Genomic DNA, 26,162 nt, shown 5'->3' with positions numbered 1-26,162 from the left:
ATCAGGATGACCTTTCGAATTTTATATATAGCAGTAGTTCCTACTTTAGCATTATTGACTGCTTGTGGCGGCAGTAGTAGTGACGACCCAGAACCAATAATAACCGTACCGCAAGTGAATGCAGCTAAAGGGTTTGATGGGCCACTTGCACAGGGTAAGGCAAGTACATTTATCCGCAATGGGATTTACGCGACAACTGTAGCATCGACCTCGGCGCCTTCAACACCAACAACTGATGCCGCTCCTGCGACACCAGCACCGGAAAACAATTTTTCATTTTCTGGAACAAACACCGTTGAGCAAGGCGTTGATGAGGCGGATCGGATCAAATATGACGGCGAAACCCTTTTTCTTGCGACATTTCCCAATTGGACCCTCGCCAACCAAGAAGAGGTTAAAGTAAGAGTACTGACTCGGAATGAAGACTTTACTTTGCAAGCCCAAACGGATATTGAACTAGCGGGTGGTGTAAACAACATTGAAGGGCTTTATCTTCATCAAGATAGGCTCGCTACGCTGGGCATTGAGTCGCCATATTATTCCATCGACACTTTATCCAGTTTGCCGTGGGTATATTCAGAACCGGAAATTACCATCAACATTCACGACGTTTCTGACCCGACAGACGTTGAGTTGGTGACTGAAATAAAAATCGATGGTGCTTTGTTGTCTTCACGTCGAATAGATGATGCACTATTTATTGTTAGTAATTACGTTCCTTACGTCAGCGATATTGCGCCAGGCGCGGCCTCAGACGCTGAGAAACTTGACACCTATCAGAAAATTCTTAGTACACCATCAAGTTCAATCATGCCAAAGCGTTACGTCGACGGGCAGTCTCAACCGTTAAACAACATTGAGCAATGCTATGTTCCGGCCGAAGCTACAAACGATGATGGGTATGCGCAAATTCTCACGGTGACAAAAATAAATTTGCTGGAACCTACTGAAATTCAATCAATGTGTATGAGCGTTTATGCTTACATGATGTATATGTCTGAGCAAAACTTGTATATCGGTTCCGGTGTGAGTTCAGAGCAAACTAGTTTTCACAAAGTCCAGTTATCCGATCTTTCTTATCAAGCTTCGGGCAGTGTGCAGGGTGTGCTGAATTGGCGAAGTGATCCGGTATTCAAGTTGAACGAAAAGGATGGATTTCTGCGCGTTGTTTCTACCGATTACAGTTCTGGTTCACCCGAGCACAGATTAACCGTGTTGTCTCAACAAGCCAATGAATTGGAAGCAGTTGCCATCTTACCTAACCAAGACCAGCCAGAGAAGATTGGTAAGCCAGATGAGGATATTTATGCTGTACGTTTTGTCGATGACAAAGCGTACGTAGTAACGTTTTTACAAATTGATCCCCTCTATGTGATTGATTTAACCGACAACACAAGCCCAATTATTACAGGAAGTTTAGAAATTCCCGGATTTTCTAGTTACCTGCATCCAATGGAAAATGATCTTCTATTAGGAATCGGGCAACAAATCAATTTAGCGAACATTCCTGCCACAGGTGAGCAAGTCATTGCTCCGGTTCCAGTTAGTGGCTTGAAAATTAGCTTGTTTGATGTGCGCGACCCAGCTAATCCATTGGAGATCACACCATTGGTGATCGAGGATGCCTATACACCTGTTGAATGGAATTACAAAGCGTTAAGTGCATTGAATATCGAGGGCGTTTATCAATTTGCCTTGCCGGTAGAGCAATGGGGTAATTCCGATGACATTGATCCAGCAAGCACATCAATGTTGCGTTCGCGAAACAGCCTGGTACTGCTACAAAGTGATAGCAATGCCCAAGATCCCACACTAGATTGGGTCAATAGCTTAGAAGTGGAAAATACCTCTGATACCTATGTTTACTCTGGGGATGATCGCAGCATTATTCATGGCCAAAACGTTTATTATATTCGCGGCAACCAAGTTTGGTTGTCTTCATGGAGCGACGGGCAAATTAGCGGGCCGTTTTAAGCGCACAGCGCTTTTTGGGCCGCTTCGGTCGATCCTGCCATCGCACCGTAGGGGGCCCTTTTTTATCACTTCAATCCACTTTTTTATGTGGATTGCTGTAACTGAAACAGGAAGGGTGCAACTATTTGCAACTTTTAGCGGTCTATTATCGTATTCAGTATAGGTTCAGTAAAATCTACTATACTCTTAGTAGATTCCCGATTAATGTGGTACGAATACGTCAAAGGTTCTAGGAGATAAAATAATGAGTAAATCATCCATCGCAATAGCAACCAAGGCGGCACTTTTAGCAACTGGAGCGACATTGCTTTTGATCTCTGGTGCAAGCGCTGCTAAAGGAAACATAGAAGTGACATGGGAAAATCCTGAGGATTATCGGGATGTGCAACCGACCAATCAGTCGCGTAAGAGATATCGTGAGCAAACGTTCAAACAGCTCGATAAGTACTTTGAAGAATTATCTGAGTCGCTCGCTGAAGGTCAAACGTTGTCAATCACGGTCACAGATCTAGACCTTGCCGGACGTGTGTGGCCTTCTTCATTTGTCGGTTTAGGGCATTCAGGCAATGATGTTAGGCTGATTAAACGTGGCGAAATTCCGCGTATGACTTTCTCTTACACGTTAACGGATGCGCAGGGCAATGTAGTGCAAGAGTCCGCTGAAGTGAAATTAAAAGATATGGGTTTCCAGGATCGACACAATCCATTCTTTAAAAGTGAAAACTTACGTTATGAAAAAAATATGATCCGACATTGGTTTCATGGCGAGTTTCCCGAAATGATCGCTAAGAACTGAGCAAGAAGCCGCCCATTGGGCGGTTTTTTTTTGACCATTTGTTCAGGATTCACTCTAAAAATAGTCTTTAAAAATCAAAAAGAAAGGCCAAATCATTAAGTATGATGGGTAAAAAAACTAAACATCCCTCATGCTCTCCAGACATTTAATTCGTTGAATAACTGTACTAATTCTGCCAGTATTCACAATGAAATTAGGTCATTCAGTGTCATTTATTTGTCACAAAAATAGAATAACATCCGACCAGTTTAAAAAAGAGCGTCAACGCTCAATAAAAAACAAACAAAAATAAATAATAAGCCATGAAGTGGCATTTGCTGTACTCATGTTAGGAGAGACCATGAAAACCAAACTCACTGCGATTGCGGCGCTTTGTTGCGCTTCGATGGCAACTTCAGCCTATGGGGAAACCATATGGTCCGAAGATTTTAATGCCCCGGAATTAGACCAAAAAGGCGCAACGTTTGAAACTATCGATATGGCCGGTGTTACCAAATGGTCAATTGATGTTAGTGGCGCCGCCCTCACTGCAACCTCTGATTATTTCCGCGTACAAAGCGGCCGTATGGAGGGTCGTGACTTAGACGGTGAAGCCGTTTGGTTGTCTGAATCTATAGACATTACCGATAAAGGCACGGTAAACGTATCCTTGCGCGCAGAAGAAGACGGGACACATGAATCCACAGATTATTTCGATTTTTCTTATTCAATTGATAATGGCGAATTTGTTAAAGTCACTAACTTCAACGGTCAGGGATCTGCAGAACGCACTTTGATTGATGATTTTACCTCGGTTGCATTATCAATAGACGTCGGCACAGGCAGCTCTCTTGTATTAAGAGTCGCTATGCAAAACAATGCAGGCAGCGAATTTATTCGTCTTGATGACATTGTTGTTAGTAGCGAAGCGGGTGGCGGAGAAGGCGGTGAAGGTGGTGGCCTTGAAGGCGTGTGCTTTAACTGTCCAGATCTTGATAAAGTCGCCGATGCATCGACTTTTGATGACGCAACCTATTATGCTGCGGCGATTACCGAAGTGGACTTAGCTTCTGATCCTAGCGTTATTAAATCTGCAATTAATACGATAATTACTAATGATCATCGTGTTCTTACTTACAATCAAGTGTGGACAGCTTTAACTGAAACTGACGAAGATCCGACAAACTCAGATAACGTTACCTTATTGTACAAAGGCATTTCATTGCCAAAATTGTCCAATGGAAGCGGTGCGCAAAGTACTGATCCAGACAACTGGAATCGTGAGCACGTATGGCCTAACAGCAAAGGCTTCCCTGACAATGGTCCTCGTGATCAACTACCTAGTTTTGAGGCATTTACGGACATCCACCATCTGCGTCCTACAGATATTTCTGTTAACGGTGATCGTGGTAATCTAGATTTTGATAACAGTGATGCACCCCTTGCAGAAGCGCCTGAGAACCGAGTTGATAGCGATTCATTTGAACCTCGTGATGCGGTAAAAGGTGATGTCGCTCGAATGATGTTCTACATGGACACTCGTTATGAAGGTTTGGGCGACGTAACGCCTGATTTGGTGCTGGTCAGCAACTTAACTTCAACGGGGCAACCTAACCTAGGATTGCTCTGTCGCCTGGTAGAATGGCATGTTGCAGATCCTGTGGACACCACAGAGCAAGCTCGAAATGACGACATCTACGAGTATCAGGGCAACCGTAACCCGTACATCGATCATCCAGAGTGGGTGTCCATGTTGTACAGCACAGAAGCTTGTGGAAACACAGGTGGTGAAGGTGGCGGAGATCCTGTCGACCCTGGTGAAGGTGGTGACCCAGGAGGTGACGCGGGTACAGTCGAAGCTGATGCACTGTTGATCACAGAAATTATGCAAAACCCAAGTGTAGTCAGTGATTCAAATGGTGAGTGGTTTGAAGTCCTAAATACCAGTACCCAAGTTATCAACCTTAACGGTTGGACTATTGGCGATAACGACTTTGATTCGTTTGTTGTTGACCAAGATGTGTTTATTGGTGTCGGGGAATATGCCGTATTGGGCAGAAACGCTGATATGACCGCTAACGGTGGTATTGAATTGGCGTATGCTTATGGCAGCTCAATGGCGTTGGCAAACGGTGGAGATGAGTTGGTTCTTACCGACCCAGATGGAAACATCGTTGACGAGATAACCTACGATGGCGGCCCTGATTTCCCCGATCCAAATGGCGCTTCAATGGTTTTGGTTGACCTGTTTGGCGATAACAATGTGGGATCGAAATGGGCAACAAGCACAGAAGCTTATGGTGCCGGTGATTTAGGAACACCTGGAACAGGTGATGCAAGTTTCAGTTTGGTGATCACAGAAATCATGCAGAATCCTCGTGCAGTATCTGACGGAAGTGGTGAGTACTTTGAAGTGCTGAACACTGGCGTTATTGCAGCTAACATGAACGGTTGGACGCTTCGTGATAATGACAGCGATTCACACACTATCTCTACGGATGTGTACGTCCCTGCAGGCACCTACGCGGTGTTTACCAATAACGAGGACAGTACTACCAATGGTGGTTTTGAAGCACTCTATCAGTACAGTGGCATGTTTATCGCCAACGGCGCTGATGAGATAGTTCTTCAGCGTCCAGATGGGTCAGTTGAAGACATTGTTGAATATGACGGCGGTCCTGTCTTCCCTGATCCAAACGGCGCATCGATGACATTGATCAGTGCGACATTGGACAATAATGATGGTGCTAATTGGTTTGCTGAAAATGTTGAGAGCTATGGAGACGGAGATTTTGGTACACCAGGTTCTGGCCCGGATGGCAAAACATTTGGTGGAAGCGGTGACCCAGGTGGTGAAGACCCTGTCATCGGCCAATGTGCTGACCCTGCAACCTTAATCAGTGCGATCCAAGGTTCTGGTAGCAGCTCGTTGTTAGAGGGGCAGGATCACATTGTTGAAGCGGTTGTGACGGGGAGCTATGACGGTCTTGGCGCTTTCTTCTTACAAGAAGAAGATGCAGACCAAGATGGTGATTCGGCTACTTCAGAAGGCTTGTATGTAGACTATCTTGCTAGTGGCGCATTGCCGGCTGTTGGTAGCGTTGTTCGAGTTCTGGGCACTGTCGAAGAAAACTTTGGCCGCACTCAATTGAGTGTCTCTGCAGATGCTCTAGACTGTGGTGCAGGAAGTGTTGATGCAACGATCTTCTCACTACCATTTGACAGTGCTGAGAAAGCTGAGTCTATCGAAGGTATGTTGGTCACAAACGCAGCACCATTGGTTGTTACTAACAACTTTGGTTTAGGACGTTTTGGTGAAGTGACTCTGTCTTCAGAGCGCATTTTCACACCGACTAATCTTCATGCGCCACTTTCACCGGAAGCGACGGCTTTAGCGGAGCGAAATGCATTGAACAGAGTTGTTATGGATGATGCCTCAACGCAACAAAATCCAGATCCTGTTGTTTATCCAACGGGTAACTTGTCTGCTAGCAATACCCTTAGAGGTGGCGATACGGTGACGTCTTTGACTGGTCCATTGGACTATAGTTTTGGTAATTATCGAATTCACCCACTATCTGAGCCAACGTTTGAGCAAACCAACCCTCGTGAAGATGCGCCTTCGTTGACTCGCGGAAATGTCACAGTTGCAAGCATTAATGTTTTGAATCTGTTTAACGGTGACGGATTAGGAGGTGGATTCCCTACCTCACGTGGTGCTGACAGTTTGGAAGAATTTGAACGTCAAATCGCTAAAACAGTTTCTGCCGTCGCAGCGATGGACGCTGATATTGTTGGCCTAATGGAAATCGAAAATGATGGTTTCGATGCCAACAGTATGATTGCTGAATTGACTGACAGACTTAATGCTGTTGCTGGCGCTGGTACCTATGCATTTGTTAGCAGCACTGGTCCGCTTGGCACTGATGCCATTGCCGTGGGTTTGCTTTATAAACCAGCATCAGTGAGCCTAGAAGGTGATGTGCAGCTAAATTTTGACGCTGTATTCAACCGTCCACCTATGGCACAAACCTTTGTGGCGAACAACGGTGGAGAAATTACCGTTGTAGTTAACCATTTCAAATCGAAGAGTTGCCGTAATTCAAGTGGTGCTGACACAGACCAGGGCGATGGACAAGGCTGTTTTAATCCAACTCGTGTTGCGCAATCTAGCGCATTGGCGCAATGGATAGCGGATGCTCCAGAACTTGCTGATAAAGAGAATGTGCTGATCATTGGTGATTTGAACGCGTATGCCAAAGAAGATCCAATCGCAACGCTTGAGCTAAGTGGCTATGTGAATGTTATCGAGAACTTCCAAGGGGCAGATGCGTATTCTTACACCTTTGGCGGTGAATACGGATACCTTGATCATGCATTAGCTACTCGTTCATTGCTTGCACAAGCCATCGATAGTATTGAATGGCATATAAACGCCGATGAGCCGGTGTCTCTAGACTACAACGTTGAGTTTAAGTCTGACAATCAAGTAGCAGAGTATTATGCCCCTGACTCGTTCAGAGTGTCTGATCACGATCCCGTAATGGTCAGCTTTGACTTGGTTGCCGCAGCCGTCGTAGGCGACCTAGATGGTGACCAAGATGTAGACAGCTTAGACATTCGCGTGTTTCTTAACTTGATAAGATCAGGCCAAGCTACCGTTGAGGAGCATGACTACAACAATGATGGCGTGGTGAATACCTCTGACGTGAGAGCACTTCTAGCGCTTTGCACACGCAGTCGATGCGCACCTTAAGAATCTGACAGAGAGTCAGGCATAAAAAACCGGAGCACATTGGCTCCGGTTTTTTTTAGCTTTATGAAATTGTTAACTAACTTTGATAGTCGAACAAACTATCCTCAACTGAGACTAGATCATTAGCATCTTCCAACAAATTACGTGCGAACACATCTCTTCTTGGCAACATGCGTTTAATATAAAAATCGCAGGTCTTTTGTTTGCCAGCTTTAACCAATGAGTTATCTGAATTAGCCGCACAATCTGCCATACTCAACCATAGTACGCCTATTAAGCTGTACGCACTGTAGTGCATGTAATCGTAGGCTGCGCCCGCCAGATCAATAGCAGAACGTTCTTTTAAGTCCAGAGATAAAACCTGCCACTGAGTTAGTATTGATTTTGCTTGAGATCGAGAACTCTCATCGGTCATTTTATCAATTAGCGATTCAAAAAGGTCTACGGTAGCGGCTAACATGGTGCCATTGTCACGAGACAATTTGCGTCCAATTAAATCGGCAGCTTGGATCCCGTTGGTTCCTTCATACAATTGGGTAATACGGCTATCGCGGATCAATTGCTCCATTCCCCATTCGCGAATAAATCCGTGTCCGCCATATACTTGAACGCCTAAATGACTCGCTTCTTGACCGACGTCAGTCATAAAACCTTTAGCGATAGGTGTAAGAAATGCCAGTACAGCTGCGGCGTCATGCCTGGTTTTTTCATCTTCAGCATTTTTCTCAATATCCATTTGCGTTGCGTATAACAAGCTCAGCGCACGACACCCTTCGGTTAAGGATTTCTGTGTCAGCAACATTTTGCGTACATCCGGCTGTGCAATAATTGGATCAGCTTTTCCATCAGGGTTTTGCACCCCTTGAGGTGCCCGCGATTGCAATCTTTCTCGGGCATAGGCAAGAGCGCCTTGATAAGAGGCTTCTGCGATCCCAAGACCTTGCAGGCCAACTTGGAAACGTGCGTCATTCATCATGGTGAACATGCATGCCAAACCTTTATGTGGCGCCCCCACTAAATAACCTGTTGCTTGATCGAAGTTCATCACGCACGTTGGACACGCTTTTATACCCATCTTTTTCTCTAAGCTACCCACCGATAGCGAGTTTTCTTCAGACAGTTCATTTTGCTCATTCAAAAGTATTTTGGGCACTAGAAACAAGCTTATCCCTTTAACACCAGCAGGGGCGTCAGGTAAACGCGCTAAGACAAGGTGTAATACATTGTCGGTCCAGTCTTGATCGCCACCTGAGATGAAAATTTTGCTACCGGTGATTTGATAGGAACCATCGGCCTGCGGCTCGGCTTTGGTTGACAGTAGACTGAGATCGGTTCCTGCATGGGGTTCGGTTAAACACATGGTGCCTGTCCACTCACCAGAAATTAGCTTCGCCAAAAAGCGATCTTTGAGTGATTGCTCGCCATGCTTGCTTACCGCAAGTACAGCGCTTTCAGTGAGCATGCTGATTAATCGCCAACTCACATTGGCTGAGTTAAGCATTTCATGCACGGGCACGGCCATCGAGTAGGGCAGATCTTGTCCATCGTAATCCGCGTCACCGAGCATGGCATTCCAACCATTAGCGATGTATTCCTGGTATGCCTGAGCAAAGCCTTCTGGCGTGGTCACTTTGCCATTTTCTAGCTTGCAACTTTGTTCATCACCTTCGCGATTAAGGGGAGCTATGACTTGTTCAGCAAATTTGGCTCCTTGGCTAATGATTTCGTTAACCAACTCTTTGTCAAAGTCTCCGAGTCCTATAGCTTCGTAATGTTGTTGAAGGGATAACCAGTCGTGCAGTAGAAACTGGATATCAGTTGTAGGGGCTTGGTATTGAGGCATTTTCGATCCTATCAGGTTTTCAACTTATCGGACCAGTATACCCATAAAGCGAAACTTTTTTAATTATTTGCATAAATAGTGAAGATAAGTTCTTTTTACGCAGGTTTATTACGATTCAGGGACAGGCCTGGGCAGAAGTTCTTCAGCAGGGTGTTTTTTGCTGGGTTGTGCAGAGTCTTCTACTTGATTAAACATGTCTCGAATCAATGGAAGCTGATTCGGGAAACGCCAATCTTTATCGGATATTGCAAAGGGGTCAAGCAACTGGATCCCATCGATTTCAGTTGTCGACCAGGGTGGAACGGGAAAAGTTTGCAACTCACCGTCAAAATGCCCTGCGAGTTTACAACTATAAAATCGCATACCCTGAGTGCTGGTGGCCAGCCATTCACCCACTTCAACGTTGAATCCGGTTTCTTCCCATACCTCTCTGTGTGCCGTACATTGAGAAGACTCCGACATGTCTGTTGTGCCTCCGGGTACATCAAATCGTCCTGTCATTCGATGGGTGACGGTCAACAACTGATCATCTAAACGAATAATACAGGCTGCGTTTGCAATGGTTTTTGGCTTTTCTTGTTCTTTTACTCTGCAAGCAGGATCGCTTGGGATCTCTTGTTGGCACCCTATAAGACCAATTGCCGATATACAGAGGTAAATTACTAATCTATTTAACATGCTGTGGCGTATAATCGCTGCGCTTTTCATTTGCGAACAGTCTACTATGAAAGTATCAACTGTACGTAATGGAATGTTGTAGCTCTTTTCACTTTAATTCGGGAACCCTAAATGACCATCAAAAAAATGCTTTCTCCGCTGATGATAGCGACTGTCGCGCTGATTGGACTTTTAATATTCTTGAATCTGCCCGCAGATGAAGAGCAAAAACAAGGCCGTCGTGGTGGCAATGCAACACCTGTAGTGGTGTATACGGTTGCACAAACAGAATTTCCGGTTGTGGTTGAAGCTTTAGGCACAGCGCGAGCGAATGAGGCGGTATCCCTTACTACCCAGCAATCGGATGTTATTCAAACGATCCATTTTGATGATGGGGATGTGGTGGAAGCGGGTCAACTACTCATGACATTGAATGACCGTGAAGAAAAAGCCCGGGTCAACGAGCTTACCATTAACTTGCAAGAAGCGCAGCGTCAGCTAAAACGTATTTCAAATCTCGCCCGCACCAGCGTAGCCTCAGAGCAACTTCTTGATGAACAACAAGCCAGGGTGAAAGCGCTTAAAGCACAATTGGAAGTCGCTAATGCACGGTTAGCAGAATTGGAACTACGAGCGCCCTTTGCAGGTAAGTTGGGCATTCGACAGGTTAGTGTTGGTGCCTATGTGACACCTAGCGATGTGCTAACAACATTGGATGATTTGCGCCAGGTCAAAGTTGATTTCAATATATCCGAAAACCATCTACCTTCATTAGCTCAAAAGCAGCTGGTCGATGCGCTTTCTGTTGCGTACCCTGGCGAAACATTCAAAGGGGAAATTAGCAGTGTCGATTCACGGGTTGATGCGAATACCCGTTCCATCCAAGTCAGAGCGATAATCGACAACCCAGAATTGAAGCTTCGCCCAGGCATGTTATTACAAATCAATTTACAAAAACGTGTAATGAATTCGTTGGTTGTGCCTGAAAAGTCGATTATTCCAAACGAAGATAAACAGTTTGTCTTTGTAATTGAGGAAGACAAAGCCGTTCAAAAAGAAGTGGTTACCGGACTTCGACGCCCTGGGATAGTGCAGATTGTCTCGGGTTTAAGTAGCGGTGAGCAGGTGGTTGTTGAGGGCGCGCTAAGGCTGCGCAATGGTTCCACAGTGTCGATTCTCAGCGAAACCACACTGTAACCGGAGGACATTATGATACTTTCAGATTTGTCGGTAAAAAGGCCCGTCTTTGCTTCAGTAGTTAACTTGTTGTTGATCATTTTCGGCATTGTTGCAATCAGCATGTTGTCGCTACGTGAATATCCAGATATTGATCCGCCCATTGTGTCGATCAATACAAGTTATCCTGGCGCTTCAGCGTCTATCATCGAAACTCGCATTACTCAATTGCTCGAAGACCGCATATCAGGCATTGAGGGGATAAAAAATATCACCTCTACTAGTCGTAACGGACGCTCCAACATTAGTATCGAATTTAATCTTTCCAGAGACATAGACGCCGCCTCAAACGATGTGCGTGAGCGTGTTAGCCGGGCATTGAATAATCTGCCTGACCAAGCCGATCCGCCAGAGGTATCAAAGTCCGATTCTGATGAAAGTGTGATTGTTTGGTATAACCTACGCAGTGACAACTTGTCGGTGATGGAGCTTACTGACTACGCCGATCGTTTTGTTGTCGACCGTTTATCAGTCGTCAATGGTATCGCTCGTGTGCAGTTGGGCGGTGGTCGAACCTATGCAATGAAAGTGTGGCTCGATCGTAATGCGATGGCCGCCCGTGAAATTACCGTCGCCGATATTGAGCGGGTGATCCGCTCTGAAAATGTCGAGTTACCCGCAGGAGAAGTTGAATCTAACGACCGAGATTTTGAAGTCCGTGTTGCACGAAGCTTCTTAACGCCGGACGATTTTGCCGATCTTACGGTCAAAGCCGGGGCAGACGGGTATTTAATTAAGTTAGGCGAGGTCGCTAAAGTCGAACTAGCTTCTGAAGATGACGAGACCCAATTTCGTGGTGATGGCGTCAATATGATTGGTTTGGGGATCGTCAAACAATCTAAGGCCAACACCCTTGAAGTGGCGAAAGAAGCCAAAAAAGCCATGGAGCAGATTTCCCAAACCTTGCCAGAAAATATTTTTATTGTCCCCAGTTATGACTCGTCGGTGTTTATCGAAGAATCTATCAATGAGGTTTACAACACTCTGGGTATTGCAATGGCGTTAGTTGTGCTGGTTATCTATCTTTTCCTGGGCAACATTCGCGCGACAATAATACCTGCGGTAACCGTGCCCGTTTCTTTGGTAGCGGCATTTATCGTCATGTACGCATTGGGTTTTTCCATCAATCTGCTCACGCTGCTGGCTCTAGTATTAGCAATAGGATTGGTGGTAGATGACGCCATTGTCGTGATCGAAAATATCTATCGGCGAATAGAGATGGGCGAGCCACCACTATTGGCAGCTTATCGCGGGGCCAGAGAGGTTGGATTTGCCGTTGTCGCTACGACATTGGTCCTAATTTCTGTGTTTGTGCCATTGGTGTTTTTAGAAGGAAATATTGGGCGACTGTTCACTGAATTTGCTTTGGCAATCGCCGCCGCAGTAGCATTTTCCAGTTTTACCGCATTGACACTTTCGCCAATGTTGTCGTCTAAATTGCTCGAAAACAGAAAGCGTAGTTCGGGCTTTGGAAAGTGGATGGATACAACGTTCAAGAAGATCGAAACCGGCTATTTTAACAGCTTGAATAAAACCCTACATCAGCCAATTATCGTCGCAATTATGCTTGTTCTGAGCGTGGTAGCGCTTGTTCAACTTAGTCAAAAAATTCCTAGTGAGTTTGTGCCAAAAGAAGACCGTGGCAATTTCTTTATCTCCATGCAAGGAGCTGAAGGGGCAAGTTTCGAAAGCAATGCGGCCAATTTGAAAAAGGTTGAAGACATCCTATTGCCTTATCTGGATACCGGTGAGGTGAATCGTGTGCTAGTCCGCACACCTGGATTTGGCGGTGGAGCAGGGATCGCGATTGTGGGGATGGCAAATTGGAAAGATCGCACACGACCAACTTTTGATTTAATGGATGAAGTCAGTACAAAGCTATCGACTATTCCTGATGTGCGTGCCTTTGCCATCATGCGCAGCAGCCTTGGAGGACGAGGTTTAGGACGGCCGGTGCAATTCGTATTGCAAGGCAATACCTATGAAGACCTGGTGCGTTGGCGAGACATTGTGTTGGAAAAGGCTTCTGAAAATCCTAACTTGTTACGCTTAGATTCAGACTATAAAGAGACCTTGCCGCAGTTGCTGGTGAATATCGATCGCCAACGTGCTGCCGACTTAGGCGTGTCGATTTCAGATATTGGCCGAACTTTGGAGACCATGCTTGGACAGCGTCGCGTGTCTACCTACTTAGATCGCGGGCAAGAATATGATGTGATCATGGAAGGTTGGGAGGAAGATTATCGCAGTCCACAAAGCATTGATAATTTGTACGTGCGCTCACAACGAACCAATGCGTTGATCCCTATGGACAATCTGTTGAGCTTTGAAGAGCAGGCCACTTCCTCTCGGTTAAACCGATACAATCGCATGCGTAGCATCACCATTAGTGCCAATTTGGCAGATGGCTATACTGTTGGCGAAGCCTTAACTTATCTGGAAGATATCGTCAAAACAGAACTTCCAGACAGTGTTTCTATTGATTACAAAGGTGAGTCTCAGCTTTATCAAGAATCTGGAAATTCAATCATTTTTATCTTCATTTTGGCATTGGCGATAACCTTTCTAGTGCTTGCTGCACAGTTTGAAAGCTGGATACACCCTTTGGTTATCATGTTGACGGTTCCGCTCGCGTTGTTGGGGGCGTTTATCGGTTTGTATGTGTCTGGATCGAGTTTAAATATTTATAGTCAAATTGGCTTGGTCATGCTGATCGGTTTGGCGGCGAAAAACGGTATCCTCATTGTTGAATTTGCCAATCAATTACGTGATGCCGGGATGGAATTTGAAGATGCATTAAAACGTGCCGCGACACAACGCTTGAGACCCATTGTTATGACAGGATTTACTACCGTTTTTAGCGCACTGCCTCTTGTACTAGCAACCGGACCGGGTTCTGAGAGTCGTGCAGTGATTGGAGTGGTGATATTCTCGGGCGTAGCGCTTTCGGCTTTCATGACACTATATGTTGTTCCCATTGCATACTACTGGTTGGCAAGAAAGACGGGGTCGCCGGAGCAACTTACGCAGAAAATAGATCAGCTCGATGAGCAATTACCTTACAAAAAGGGAGAAGCAATTTAGGTCCAAGTCTGCTGTAATAGTCTTCCATTTTAACAATCGCTCAAATTGCGAGGGTTAAAATGGATGAGTATGTATTTAAGCGACAGGATTTATCAGGATGCAAATATTGTTTGTGCATGGCATGGGGCGTTCACCCATATCAGGTACCCCCATGTTGTGGCGTCTACGCCGTCATGGTCACGAAGTCGATGTTGTTGCTTATCTTGCAGCGACTGAATTGTTTGATGATATTGTCACAAGGGTTAAAGAGAAAATTTGCCAAGTTGCCGAGAAAGGTGACTACATTCTGGTCGGTCATTCCTTGGGAGGTGTCTTATTAAGAGCAGCTCTCCAACAGCTCGTCTCATTGGCTAATCAGCCAAAGCATTTATTTTTACTAGGTTCGCCTGTTTATCCACCTCGCCTGGCCAATAAAAGTCAAAATGAATTGGGATTTCAGCTTTTCAGTGGTGACTGTGGTCAATTGTTGGCATCTAAGCAACGTTTAGGTTCAATATATATTCCTGCTGTACCAACGACTGCAATCGTTGGTACTCGTGGTTTTGTGTTGACCAAGAAATACTTTCTCGACGAGCCAAACGACGGCGTTGTATCCAAATCAGAAGTCACTCACGAACACATTACTAACACAATCGACATTCCCGTGATCCATACCTTTTTGCCTAGTAGTCGCAAAGTCTCAGATATTATATTGCACCGCATTCCGACCATCTATTGAAGACAACGAGCTTGTTTACTGCTGTGTAACGATAATAAACAAAACCCCCACAAAACACTGTTTTGTGGGGGTTTTTGATACCAATAGCAGATGATAATCTGCTCAGATAATTAATTATTCGTCTAAGAAGCTTTTAAGTTGCTCAGAGCGACTTGGATGACGCAGTTTACGCAATGCTTTGGCTTCGATTTGTCGAATACGCTCACGAGTAACGTCAAACTGTTTACCCACTTCTTCCAACGTATGGTCCGTGTTCATATCAATACCAAAACGCATGCGCAGTACTTTAGCTTCTCTTGCGGTTAAGCCAGCTAATACTTCTTGCGTTGCATCTTTCAAACTACCGCCTGTAGCAGAGTCCAATGGCTGAACAATGGTGCTGTCTTCGATGAAATCACCTAAGTGCGAATCTTCATCGTCACCAATGGGGGTTTCCATTGAAATCGGCTCTTTAGCAATCTTCAACACCTTACGTATCTTATCTTCAGGCATAATCATGCGCTCTGACAATTCTTCAGGTGTAGGTTCTCGACCCATTTCCTGAAGCATTTGTCTGGAGATACGATTGAGTTTATTGATTGTCTCAATCATATGCACTGGTATACGAATTGTGCGCGCCTGGTCGGCAATTGAGCGCGTAATAGCCTGACGGATCCACCACGTAGCGTAAGTTGAAAACTTGTAACCACGACGGTATTCAAATTTATCAACTGCCTTCATCAAACCGATATTACCTTCTTGAATCAAATCAAGGAATTGTAGGCCGCGGTTGGTGTATTTTTTGGCGATCGATATAACCAAACGTAAGTTTGCTTCGACCATCTCTTTTTTGGCTCGTCGAGCTTTGGCTTCGCCGATCGACATACGACGATTAATGTCTTTGATATCTGCAATGACCAACCCAGTCTCTTCTTCGACCTGGTTCATCTTGCTGATTGCACGCTCTAACTCTTCTTTAACTTCGAGTAGTGCAGGCACATAGCTGGCGTCGCTTGCCAATAAGGTATTTAGCCAATCAGTGGTTGTTTCATTGCCTGCAAAAGCTTTGATAAAGTCTTTTTTCGGCATTTTGGCATTCGCAACACAGTGCTTCATCACGATGCGCTCTTGAACCCGCACCCGATCCATCATGCCACGCATGTTTTTAACCATGCGATCAAATTGCTTAGGAACTAATCGAAACTCTTTAAATACTTCACTCAGCTCATTGATCTGTTTTCTAGCGTCTTTGTGCGAACGACCTTTGCTGGCAATCACGTCACGAGCAATAATGTATTGCGCTCGCAACGCATCAAATTTTTCTTTTGCTAGCTCAGGATCTGGACCTGTATCTTCTTCTTCGTCATCTTCATCTTCGTCATCATCTTCGTCGTCCAATTCTTCTTCGGATAACTCAGAACCAACGTGCGTAGCCGTTGGGGCTACGTCGGTCTCGTTAGGATCAACAAAACCAATAATGATGTCACTTAAGCGGATTTCTTCTGCTTCAAATAAGTCCCACTGATCAAGCAAATAGGTGATGGCTTCAGGGTATTCTGCCACTGAGCACTGAACCTGGTTGATGCCGTCTTCAATGCGTTTGGCAATTTCAATTTCGCCTTCACGAGTGAGAAGCTCTACTGTGCCCATTTCACGCATATACATGCGAACAGGATCTGTGGTGCGACCAATTTCACTTTCTACCGTAGCCAATGCTTGAGCGGCCGCTTCGGCAACTTCCTCATCAGCCGTGGTTTCTTGCATCAACAATTCATCTGAGTCTGGAGCAGATTCGAAAACCTGGATCCCCATATCATTGATCATGCGAATGATGTCTTCTATTTGATCAGAATCGACTATATCTTGGGGAAGGTGATCATTTACTTCAGCAAATGTTAAGTAACCTTGCTCTTTTCCTTTTACGATAAGGAGTTTAATCTGAGACTGCTTGCTTTGCGCCATATAACCTACGTTTCTCAAAATCAGTTAAAAGTCTGTCCGGAGGGTGAAATACTAACCGGATGAAATAGCATTCACCGAGGCGTTTGCGAATTAGCCAGTATAGCAGAATTTATACTACTCCGGCCAGTACTTCTGTCGAAATACTTAGTGCTCCTAGCTTCGTGAGCATTAGGTATGGGTGAACATTATTTATTCAAGGTGAGCAGTGCTAAAAATTATTCAGCGCTGTAAGTGGCTTTGGTTTGTGTGAGTAATTTAAATTCTTGCTTTTCGTCATCATTCATCCCACTGCCTTTGGCCAACAACTGTTGATATCTAGCTTTGAGCTGCTGTTCAATTAAGCGATTAAAACTATCTATGTACTGCTTATCCGGCCTGGCATCATCGGCGGCATGGTCAACGTTAAGGAGTTGCTGCAGATGCCTGGCTTCAGGATCGTTACGAAAATGTTCTAACACATGGCCGGTGTTGATATGAGTTTTGGACATGCAGAATTGATGCATCTTAATCAGGGTTTTTAGGCCTTTGATAAACTCAACGTTGAGTGCTTGCGGTTGAATTTCCGGATGTTGTGCGGCTAACCCCGGGTGTAATAACAGTAGCGTGAGCATTTTACGTACCGGCGAAATGTTCGCTTTGTTTGGGGTTTGAAAATCCATTACCCTGGACTTTCCTATCTGATTTGCTTGCTTGATATCGTTAAGGACGTCAGCGCGATAGCTATCGCCTTTAACTTTTTTACGCAGCTCTTCTTCCAAGAGGGCCGATAAATTTTCCGCTTGTACTAGATTAATATAATCTCTAGCAGCTTTTGTTAGTGCAGCTTTTCCTTCACTACTACCGACATTAAATTGCTGCAACAAGTTGTCAAAAAAGAATTGTGAAAGAGAGACGGCCTGTTCAGACAGAATTTGCTCGAAATCTTCTTTCCCAGTTTTTCTCACTAGAGTATCGGGATCTTCACCGTCAGGTAAGAACAAAAACTTCATCTCTACACCATCTTTAAGATGGGGTAATGCATTTTCCAGCGCTCGCCACGCCGCATCACGGCCCGCTCGGTCTCCGTCATAACAACAGATGATTTCTGGCGCAGCACGAAACAGCATTTGCACATGTTCTGGCGTAGTGGCGGTTCCTAGAGACGCAACGGCATAGTCGATGCCAAATTGTGCAAGGGCAACAACATCCATGTACCCTTCAACAATCATCAGTCGCTCAAGCTTGCGATGAGCCTGTTTAGCATTAATAAAACCATAAAGCTCATGACCTTTATGGAAAATGCGTGTTTCAGGAGAGTTTAAATATTTGGGACCGCCGTCCTCAAGAACTCTGCCACCAAATCCGATCACTCTGCCGCGCTTGTCGCGAATGGGAAACATAATCCGATCTCTAAAAAAGTCGAAGCGTTTTCGGTTATCATTTTCAGTGATCAGTTTTAAGTCTAATAACTGTTGCTGCTTTTCCGGGGTGGTACCAAATTGTTTGAAAATTCCGTCCCATTCAGGCGGGGCAAAGCCAATTCCAAATGCCTTAACTATTTCACCGCTGAGCCCACGGCCTTTCAAATAGTTGACGGCTTTTTCACTTTGTTGGTGATGCTTGAGCTGATGTTGAAAATACTTTGCTGCTTTTTCCATCAATTCATAGTCGTCTGCGATTTGTGCTTTTTGCTGCTGAGTATGTGCTGGCTTGCCGCCTTTTTCTCTAGGCACTTCTAAACTGTGAAAACGGGCAAGCTCTTCAACCGCTTCGGGGAACTCCAGGCGGTCAAATTCAATCAGAAATGAAATCGCATTACCGTGCGCACCGCAACCAAAACAATGGTAAAACTGTTTGTCTTGGCTGACGGTAAAAGAAGGGCTTTTTTCGTTGTGAAATGGACAACACGCTTGATAGTTGCGGCCAGCTTTTTTAAGTTTGACACGGCTATCTACCAATTCCACGATGTCAGTCCGTGCAATCAAATCATCAATAAAGTCGCGTGGAATTCTGCCAGCCATAATTGGGGAGCCTAGTCTATCAGGTGTTATCGAAATTCATGGGTTAATGTATCAGCAAGCGCTAGAAACAAACAAGCCGCATTATTTGGTAAATGCGGCTTGTCAAAGTTGTCAAAGCAGAGGAATAAGTTGTTTTGTTATGCCAACTTTGCTTTTATTTGACCACTCAATCTACCCATGTCAGCGCGACCCTGGACCTTCGGCTTCAACCAGCCCATTACTTTGCCCATGTCTTGCATGCCAGCCGCTTGGGTTTCATCCATTGCTTGCTGAATGAGATCATTCAATTCAGCTTCGCTCAGCGGTTGAGGTAAAAACGTCTGAATAACTTCTATCTCAGCATTCTCAGTATCAGCCAAATCTTGACGATCAGCTTGTTCATACTGCTGTGCAGCATCTTTGCGTTGTTTAACCATTTTGGTCAACAGCGCAATAACATCAGCATCAGTCAGCTCGATACGTTCATCCACTTCTTTTTGCTTTACCGCTGCCAAGGCCATTCTTATGGTACCAAGACGCAGTTTTTCTTTAGCGCGCATAGCATCTTTCATGGCGCTTTTAAGTTGTTCAACAAGACTCATGTGGGAACTCGAAGATTAGAATGTTAGACGTGTATCGCTTGGCGAAGCATCACCAAGCGATTCAAGCGAGATTTAGTATAACTTGATACGACGTGCGTTTTCGCGAGCTAACTTTTTCAAATGACGTTTTTTAGCAGCTGCTTTCTTGCGCTTACGTTCCCAAGTCGGCTTTTCAAAAAATTCGCGACGACGAACTTCTGAAAGAACACCGGCTTTTTCACATGAACGCTTAAAACGACGCAGCGCTACGTCAAATGGTTCGTTCTCTCTAACTTTAACGATTGGCATTAAAATCTCACCTCAAAATAGTAAATCTGGTTTACCAGCCCAAAAAATAGCCGGTACGGTCAAAAATGGTGCGGAATTTTAATCATTACCCAAGCGCTTGTAAAGGGGATATTAAGGTTTATTTTAAATAAAAGGCCCTAATTTGTGGTCAATATGGCCTCTATCAACAAAATCGTCGTAATTATAAACACGCTCTAGTGTAGCGCCTCTAAGGTTGGAAAGGTACACTTACATCATTGTCAGCCTAAATCCAGAATAGTAGCGAGCGCCGTATGCGAATCTTAGGAATTGAAACCTCTTGTGATGAAACAGGTATTGCCATCCTTGATGATAATGAAGGGTTATTGTCACACGAACTATACAGTCAGGTTAAGCTTCATGCCGATTATGGGGGGGTTGTACCCGAATTGGCGTCAAGAGATCACGTGCGAAAAATTGTGCCGTTGATTAAAAAGGCACTCGCTGATGCTAACACCGAAGCAGAACAACTAGATGGTGTGGCTTACACTCAAGGTCCTGGATTAATTGGTGCTTTGCTGGTTGGCGCCTCGGTTGGGCGGAGCCTCGCTTATGCCTGGGACGTTCCTGCTGTGGGTGTCCACCACATGGAAGGGCATTTACTTGCGCCGATGTTAGATGATCCCAAACCTGACTTTCCGTTTGTGGCCCTACTTGTGTCTGGCGGTCATTCGATGATGGTGCGGGTAGATGGAATTGGTCAATATGAAGTGCTGGGTGAGTCTGTAGATGATGCGGCAGGTGAGGCCTTCGATAAAACAGCCAAAATGATGGGATTGGATTACCCCGGTGGACCTATGCTAGCGCGACTAGCTGAAAAAGGTCGTGCTGGAATATATACCTTGCCCCGCCCAATGACGGATAGACCGGGTTTGGATTTCAGTTTTAGTGGGCTAAAAACGGCGGCAGCCAACCTTATCCGTGAACAAGATAATGAAGAGCAGACCCGGGCAGACATTGCGTACGCCTTTCAAGAGGCCGTGGTAGACACCCTAGCCATCAAATGCAAACGAGCGTTAAAGTATACTGGATTAAAAAATCTGGTGATTGCTGGAGGGGTCAGTGCCAACACTATGTTGAGAAGCCGCTTGGAAGAGATGATGAAAAAACTCAACGGTGAAGTGTACTATCCGCGGTTGGAGTTTTGTACTGATAATGGTGCGATGATCGCCTATGCAGGGCTGCAAAGGTTAAAAGCTGGGCAATATGAACCTCTAGTCAGCAAGGCCAAACCTCGATGGCCATTGGACAGCTTACTAGCACTTTAATAGCAAACATTGATAGGCAACAAAGGTCTAGCTAAGGTTTTGGCGAACGCCTTGCTGCGCGACCTTTGTCCCATATCTTAGTTTCTTGTCCCTGAATCAAGCGAACAATATTGTCTTTGTGGCGAAGTACGATCAGAGCCGCAAGCATCGAAACAGGCAGGGTATACTCCGGTTTAATGAAGTACGTAAGTATTGGTGATAACGATACTGCGGCAATGGCTGCCAGAGACGAATAACCCGTTGCGAACACAAATAACAACCAGCAGGCAATTAATGCGCCCGCTAATTCAAGCCCAATAGGTAACATTGCACCAAATGCCGTCGCAACAGCCTTGCCGCCTTTGAAGCCAAAGTACAACGGGAAAATGTGGCCAAGGCAGGCCATGATAGCAACAAGACCAAGCAATAAAGGAGAAAACCCAAGATAATAACTGAGCCATACAGGGATCGTACCTTTCAATATATCAAATGTTAGTACTAACGCAGCTGGAAACCGGCCACCCAACCGCAAAATATTTGTGGCGCCGGGATTACCCGAACCATGAACTCGCGGGTTCGGCAGGTAAAAAAGCTTGCTGACAAGAATCGCACTTGATACCGACCCAGCGAGATATGCGCTGGCTAGCATTAAAATTGTCAGAGCTGTCATGTACTTGAACTTCCTAAAGGGTTAAACTCGTGGCCGGTTCCAGTCGGACCAACAGTGATAGTGCCATCGAAAATTAAATAGCGCAGTCACTTTATAGCATTTGAGTTCAATTACTGCGCGGATCTGTCATGGATAAAATAATAATACAAGGCTTAACAGTAAAGTCGTTGATCGGTGTTTATGATTGGGAACGTGAAGCCAAACAAGCTTTGGTTGTCGATATTGAACTGAGTTTACCTTTGTCTAAAGCGGCAAAAAGCGACGACGTCAATGACACCATAGACTACGCAGCTCTGGCCAGCCAAATAGAAAAATTAGCTGATGACAGCTCTTTCGAGTTGCTCGAAGCCTTAGCCAACCACCTGATTGAACATTGTTTTACCTACCCAGATGTGGCTAAGGTCAAAATTGCTATTACCAAACCGCACATCTTACCCAACGCAAATGCTGTAACTGTTCAGATGCATGCCAATCGCGAAGATTTCTCCGGCAACGCGCTATGATGCATCATATCTACATCAGCGTCGGCAGTAATATCGACAGGGAAACACATACGGTGGCCGGATTGCAGGCGATGTACGATGAGTTTGGTGACTTACAACTGTCGAGTGTTTACGAAAGTGAAGCCGTAGGATTTGAAGGGTCGCATTTTTACAATTTAGTCGTAGGCGCCAAAACCGCGCACTCTGTTGAGGATGTCTGTAAGATCCTGAAGAGCATTGAAACGGCCAATGGGCGTATTCGAGGTGAAAAAAAGTTTGCGCCGCGAACGCTGGATTTGGACCTGCTTCTGTACGACGATATGATAACCCAACAAGGGGTGATATTGCCTCGTGAAGAAATTGAATACAATGCATTCGTATTGTTACCGTTGAGCGAAATAGCTGCAGATGTCGTTCACCCTACACGTCAAAAATCAATTGGCGCGCTGTGGCAAGATTATGATAATCAACAACAAAAACTATGGAAAATCGATTTTAATTGGAGCCCGCTTTAATCATGACATTGTTTGAAATTATTGTTTTGGCCATTATTCAGGGCATTACCGAATTTTTACCTATCTCAAGCTCTGCACATTTAATTCTTCCTTCTGAGCTTCTGGGCTGGGACAACCAAGGCATGGCGTTTGATGTCGCCGTTCACGTTGGTAGCTTGCTTGCTGTAATGATTTATTTTCGCGACGATATTACCAAAATGTTGGTTGCCTGGTTTTCCCATGGATTTAGCAAACAACAAAGTGATGATAGTCGTTTAGCATGGTCGGTTATTATTGCCTCCATTCCCGTCGTGATTTTTGGATTGCTGGCAAAGGACTTCATTGAAACCCACACTCGTTCGGCTCTCGTTATCGCCTGTACTACGATCTTTTTTGGCTTGGTTTTATGGTATGCAGATGTTACCGGTAAACAACGCAAAAATATCTATCAGCTGACTTGGAAAACCTCTCTGTTGATTGGTTTGGCGCAAATGCTGGCGATCATCCCCGGTACTTCTCGTTCAGGGATCACCATGACGGCAGGGCTAATGTTGGGGTTGGATCGCGAAAGCACGGCCCGATTTTCCTTTTTATTATCGATTCCTGCCATTCTGGGGGCGGGCTTTTTAAAAACCCTTGATCTCATTCAGCAGCAGACGGCTGTTGATTGGGAAGCGCTGTTTTATGGTATTGGATTGTCCTTTGTGAGTGCCTATGCCTGTATTTTCTTATTCTTGTCGTGGATCTCTAAAATCGGCATGCTGCCGTTTGTGATTTACCGTCTAGTATTGGGTATAGTGCTATTAGGATTTGTATTTTGGTAACGTTAACAAGCTCTTTATTCATCTAATAATTATCTGGAAGACGACATGGCAGAAACTATTTTTACTAAAATCATTGACCGAGATATTCCCGCTGACATCATTTATGAAGATGACGAGGTGTTAGCCTTTAATGATATTAATCCGCAGGCGCCTACACATTTTCTGGTTATCCCTAAAAAGCCTATTGCGACGATTAATGACATTGCTGCAGAAGATGCCGAGCTGATAGGCAAGATGTATCTGGCAGCGGCGAGTATCGCTAAAGAAATGGGGTTTGAACAAAATGGTTATCGGGCCGTGATGAATTGCAACCCCGATGGTGGCCAGACCGTGTACCACATTCACCTGCATGTGTTAGCGGGTAAAGCCATGGGATGGCCGCCTTACCAAGATGCACTTAAACAGGATCTTCCTTAGTATTTAACCTGAACTCGGGATAAGCAAATCCACCCAGCAGCGCCCTAAAGTACGATTTCTGCGTTACACAAGCTCGAAATAACCCGTTATTCCTTCACTTGTGTGCCTTGAACTCGAACTTTAGACCACTACCGGGTCATATATTTTAGTATTATCATTAAAATCAATAAGTTGCAGATTCTCTTATCCCGAGTTCAGGTTATTTACCATGTATTGGGCTAGTTGCTCGGACTCCATAGGTTTAGCGAAATAAAACCCTTGCAGATAGTGCACACCCATTGCCTCTAGTTTGTCTGCCTGAGATTTGCATTCAATGCCTTCTGCAACCACCGCGTAACCAAAGGCTTTGGCGATCTCCAAGACTGCACTGATAATTGGAGTTCCATTTGTATCGATATTTGAAATAAAAGATCGGTCAATTTTAACGATATTTGCTCCGAGCTCTTGGATCACCGCTAAGGAAGAGTATTCAGTTCCAAAATCATCAATCGAAACTTGAATTCCTCGGTTTTGCAAGTGGGCAATTTTGTTGAGTAAAATATCCTTATCAGCCGCAAACACTGATTCGGTGATCTCAATGTGTAAGCGGCTTGGATTCAACTGAGACTGTTCAATCACATCGTCGACCATATCTATAAAGTCTGGGTCCTGCAGCTGAGTAACACTGACATTAACGCTCACTGAAGCTTGTTGTTGTGATTGCCAGCCCTTTGCAGTCAAGCAAGCTTCGTGTAAAACCCAAGCCCCTATTCTTCGAATTTGCCCATATTGCTCAGCGATTTTTATGAACTCATAGGGAGGAATATCTTCTCCATTCAGGTGCCATCTTAATAATGCTTCAAATGCCACAGGTTGATGGGAAATGCTGTCAACGATAGGTTGGAATACCAGGCGCAATTGTTGTTTTTCTATGGCGTCAAATAATGCGTCTTTTAAGTATTGCTCTCTACTTAGTTGATGCCCCAAATCCGCAGAAAATACCCCTGCGGTTGAAGGAGACAGTTTCTTTTGATAGTACATCGCTGTGTCAGCTAGCTGTATGAGCGTGTTTTCGTCGCTAGCATGCAGTGGATAAAATGCGATGCCTATGGTTGCGCCTATGGTTAAGCGATTGTTTTCAAAAACATAGGCGTCTGAAATTTTGTGGATAAGCTTCTTCGCCAGTGATACAGCTGAAGCTTCATTGGCGTCGTCCAAACCCACCAAAAATTCGTCTCCGCCCCAACGACAAAGGAGTTGCTGGTCAGGGCAATTGTGTTGTAAACGTTCGGAGGTTTGTTTTAACACCAAATCACCGGTTTCATGACCAATGGTATCATTGATTTTTTTAAAGCCATCTAAGTCTATGAACAGTAGAGCAAAGGTTTTCTGCTCTGAAGCGTGATGAATGTGCTTTCGTAAATTTGCCAAAAAAGCTTTGCGGTTGTAAAGGCCAGTAAGTGGATCGATGTTCGATAACTCATAGATCTGCGCAGTACGTTGATCAACTTCTTCCTCCATGTGACCAACCAACACTGCATTTTCGTTTTTTAATGTTATTGCCTGGGCAGTAAAATCTGCAGCTTTCCTAGAGGTTATGAGCATTATTCCGCAAAACGAAAGTCCCAGGATCCCAAGAACGTATTCGTAAAATTCCGCAGAAAGCAGCAGTGCAATGGAAAATGGGAACAACAGAATAAATACATAAAGCATTGCACCAGGCTTGTAGGCTGCCAAAACTGTTGCTGAGCCTCCAGCCATTGCCGAGACAACAATAATGTTAAAGGCTAACTCGATGGTGTTGGTAAAAGGAAACGTGAATAAACAGTATGCACTCCACAAAAGCGCAGTAAGTACGGTACCAAAGGTAAATCGGTAAACGGCTTTACACCCATCGAAATCGGTAAATTGAACGGTTTTCTGCCAGACGATTGCATCAACAAATCGCACTGCGATGACCAATGAAATAGCTGTCCACCAGTACAGCTTGAAATCAGCAATTTCCGGCGTATCAAAGCCATAAACCAGCATGCTGGATGCGACCAAACTCATAACAAGGCCAGCGTAACCATTGCCATAAAGCATTCTGGCGGCATCTTGGTCGGCCTTTTTTCTAAGTACTTCTTCAGTGTTAATAGTGAATGCCCGTTTATTATTTGTTGCACAAGCTTATTATAA

19 protein-coding genes are annotated in these 26,162 nt (G+C 44.9%); 11 read left to right on the top strand and 8 right to left on the bottom strand.

The features are described 5' to 3' along the window. Positions 1-6: 6 nt before the first annotated feature. The 3 genes from FM019_RS09265 to FM019_RS09255 all read left to right on the top strand — a co-directional run bounded on the left by FM019_RS09265 (position 7) and on the right by FM019_RS09255 (position 7,505). Positions 7-1,974 carry a beta-propeller domain-containing protein gene (locus tag FM019_RS09265; protein WP_143835629.1) on the top strand — a complete coding sequence of 656 codons (1,968 nt, stop codon included), beginning with the start codon at positions 7-9 and terminating at the stop codon, positions 1,972-1,974. A gap of 244 nt (positions 1,975-2,218) precedes the next feature. Continuing rightward, the gene (locus FM019_RS09260; protein ID WP_185969236.1) at positions 2,219-2,770 is read left to right on the top strand and encodes a DUF3016 domain-containing protein; all 552 of its coding nucleotides are present in this window, start codon (positions 2,219-2,221) and stop codon (positions 2,768-2,770) included. Between the two features lie 340 nt (positions 2,771-3,110). After that, entirely contained in the window at positions 3,111-7,505 is a 4,395-nt protein-coding gene (locus FM019_RS09255) for an ExeM/NucH family extracellular endonuclease (protein WP_185969235.1), read from the top strand. 76 nt (positions 7,506-7,581) lie between these two features. Here FM019_RS09255 and FM019_RS09250 read toward each other — a convergent pair whose 3' ends face one another. Then, positions 7,582-9,348, bottom strand: a complete 1,767-nt coding sequence (locus FM019_RS09250; RefSeq protein WP_143835627.1) for an acyl-CoA dehydrogenase family protein — start codon at positions 9,346-9,348, stop codon at positions 7,582-7,584. A gap of 108 nt (positions 9,349-9,456) precedes the next feature. Beyond that, positions 9,457-10,026, bottom strand: coding sequence for an NUDIX hydrolase (locus tag FM019_RS09245; protein ID WP_185969234.1), 570 nt, complete (start codon positions 10,024-10,026; stop codon positions 9,457-9,459). Between the two features lie 111 nt (positions 10,027-10,137). Here FM019_RS09245 and FM019_RS09240 point away from each other — a divergent pair, with 111 nt between their 5' ends. The 3 genes from FM019_RS09240 to FM019_RS09230 all read left to right on the top strand — a co-directional run bounded on the left by FM019_RS09240 (position 10,138) and on the right by FM019_RS09230 (position 15,043). Beyond that, positions 10,138-11,202 carry an efflux RND transporter periplasmic adaptor subunit gene (locus tag FM019_RS09240; RefSeq protein ID WP_143835625.1) on the top strand — a complete coding sequence of 355 codons (1,065 nt, stop codon included), beginning with the start codon at positions 10,138-10,140 and terminating at the stop codon, positions 11,200-11,202. Between the two features lie 12 nt (positions 11,203-11,214). Continuing rightward, entirely contained in the window at positions 11,215-14,325 is a 3,111-nt protein-coding gene (locus FM019_RS09235) for an efflux RND transporter permease subunit (RefSeq protein ID WP_143835624.1), read from the top strand. Between the two features lie 97 nt (positions 14,326-14,422). Further along, positions 14,423-15,043 (top strand): esterase/lipase family protein, encoded by a 621-nt coding sequence (locus FM019_RS09230; RefSeq protein WP_143835623.1) that lies wholly within the window; start codon positions 14,423-14,425, stop codon positions 15,041-15,043. 114 nt (positions 15,044-15,157) lie between these two features. On the opposite strand, the gene rpoD is transcribed toward FM019_RS09230, so the two are convergent. The 4 genes from rpoD to rpsU form a co-directional block, all read right to left on the bottom strand. Continuing rightward, positions 15,158-16,984, bottom strand: coding sequence for an RNA polymerase sigma factor RpoD (rpoD, locus tag FM019_RS09225; RefSeq protein WP_143835622.1), 1,827 nt, complete (start codon positions 16,982-16,984; stop codon positions 15,158-15,160). Positions 16,985-17,199: 215 nt separating this feature from the next. Further along, entirely contained in the window at positions 17,200-18,984 is a 1,785-nt protein-coding gene (gene dnaG / locus FM019_RS09220) for a DNA primase (protein ID WP_143835621.1), read from the bottom strand. 137 nt (positions 18,985-19,121) lie between these two features. Next, a complete protein-coding gene (locus FM019_RS09215; RefSeq protein WP_143835620.1) occupies positions 19,122-19,565 on the bottom strand; it encodes a GatB/YqeY domain-containing protein in 444 nt (147 codons plus the stop codon). 72 nt (positions 19,566-19,637) lie between these two features. After that, a complete protein-coding gene (gene rpsU / locus FM019_RS09210) occupies positions 19,638-19,853 on the bottom strand; it encodes a 30S ribosomal protein S21 (RefSeq protein WP_008845199.1) in 216 nt (71 codons plus the stop codon). 272 nt (positions 19,854-20,125) lie between these two features. On the opposite strand from rpsU, the gene tsaD reads away from it, so the two are divergent. Continuing rightward, a complete protein-coding gene (gene tsaD / locus FM019_RS09205; RefSeq protein WP_143835619.1) occupies positions 20,126-21,139 on the top strand; it encodes a tRNA (adenosine(37)-N6)-threonylcarbamoyltransferase complex transferase subunit TsaD in 1,014 nt (337 codons plus the stop codon). Positions 21,140-21,170: 31 nt separating this feature from the next. On the opposite strand, the gene plsY is transcribed toward tsaD, so the two are convergent. Next, positions 21,171-21,788, bottom strand: coding sequence for a glycerol-3-phosphate 1-O-acyltransferase PlsY (gene plsY, locus FM019_RS09200; RefSeq protein WP_143835618.1), 618 nt, complete (start codon positions 21,786-21,788; stop codon positions 21,171-21,173). A gap of 128 nt (positions 21,789-21,916) precedes the next feature. On the opposite strand from plsY, the gene folB reads away from it, so the two are divergent. The 4 genes from folB to FM019_RS09180 are packed head-to-tail and all read left to right on the top strand — an operon-like array spanning position 21,917 to position 24,005. Further along, positions 21,917-22,291 carry a dihydroneopterin aldolase gene (folB, locus tag FM019_RS09195; protein ID WP_143835617.1) on the top strand — a complete coding sequence of 125 codons (375 nt, stop codon included), beginning with the start codon at positions 21,917-21,919 and terminating at the stop codon, positions 22,289-22,291. Then, complete coding sequence (gene folK / locus FM019_RS09190; protein WP_143835616.1) at positions 22,288-22,785, top strand: 2-amino-4-hydroxy-6-hydroxymethyldihydropteridine diphosphokinase; 498 nt, start codon at positions 22,288-22,290, stop codon at positions 22,783-22,785. The genes folB and folK overlap by 4 nt, the downstream gene beginning before the upstream one ends. A 2-nt stretch (positions 22,786-22,787) precedes the next feature. Beyond that, positions 22,788-23,588: an undecaprenyl-diphosphate phosphatase gene (locus FM019_RS09185; protein WP_143835615.1), complete on the top strand. Its 801-nt coding sequence runs from the start codon at positions 22,788-22,790 to the stop codon at positions 23,586-23,588. A gap of 45 nt (positions 23,589-23,633) precedes the next feature. Continuing rightward, positions 23,634-24,005: a histidine triad nucleotide-binding protein gene (locus tag FM019_RS09180; protein WP_143835614.1), complete on the top strand. Its 372-nt coding sequence runs from the start codon at positions 23,634-23,636 to the stop codon at positions 24,003-24,005. Between the two features lie 183 nt (positions 24,006-24,188). Here FM019_RS09180 and FM019_RS09175 read toward each other — a convergent pair whose 3' ends face one another. Continuing rightward, the gene (locus tag FM019_RS09175; RefSeq protein ID WP_143835613.1) at positions 24,189-26,069 is read right to left on the bottom strand and encodes a bifunctional diguanylate cyclase/phosphodiesterase; all 1,881 of its coding nucleotides are present in this window, start codon (positions 26,067-26,069) and stop codon (positions 24,189-24,191) included. Positions 26,070-26,162: the final 93 nt, after the last annotated feature.

It is taken from the genome of Aliiglaciecola sp. M165 (assembly GCF_007197995.1).
Classification (GTDB): Bacteria; Pseudomonadota; Gammaproteobacteria; order Enterobacterales; family Alteromonadaceae; genus Aliiglaciecola.
The sequence above is the reverse complement of the archived record's forward strand: the minus strand, read 5'-3'. Positions and strand labels throughout refer to the sequence as shown.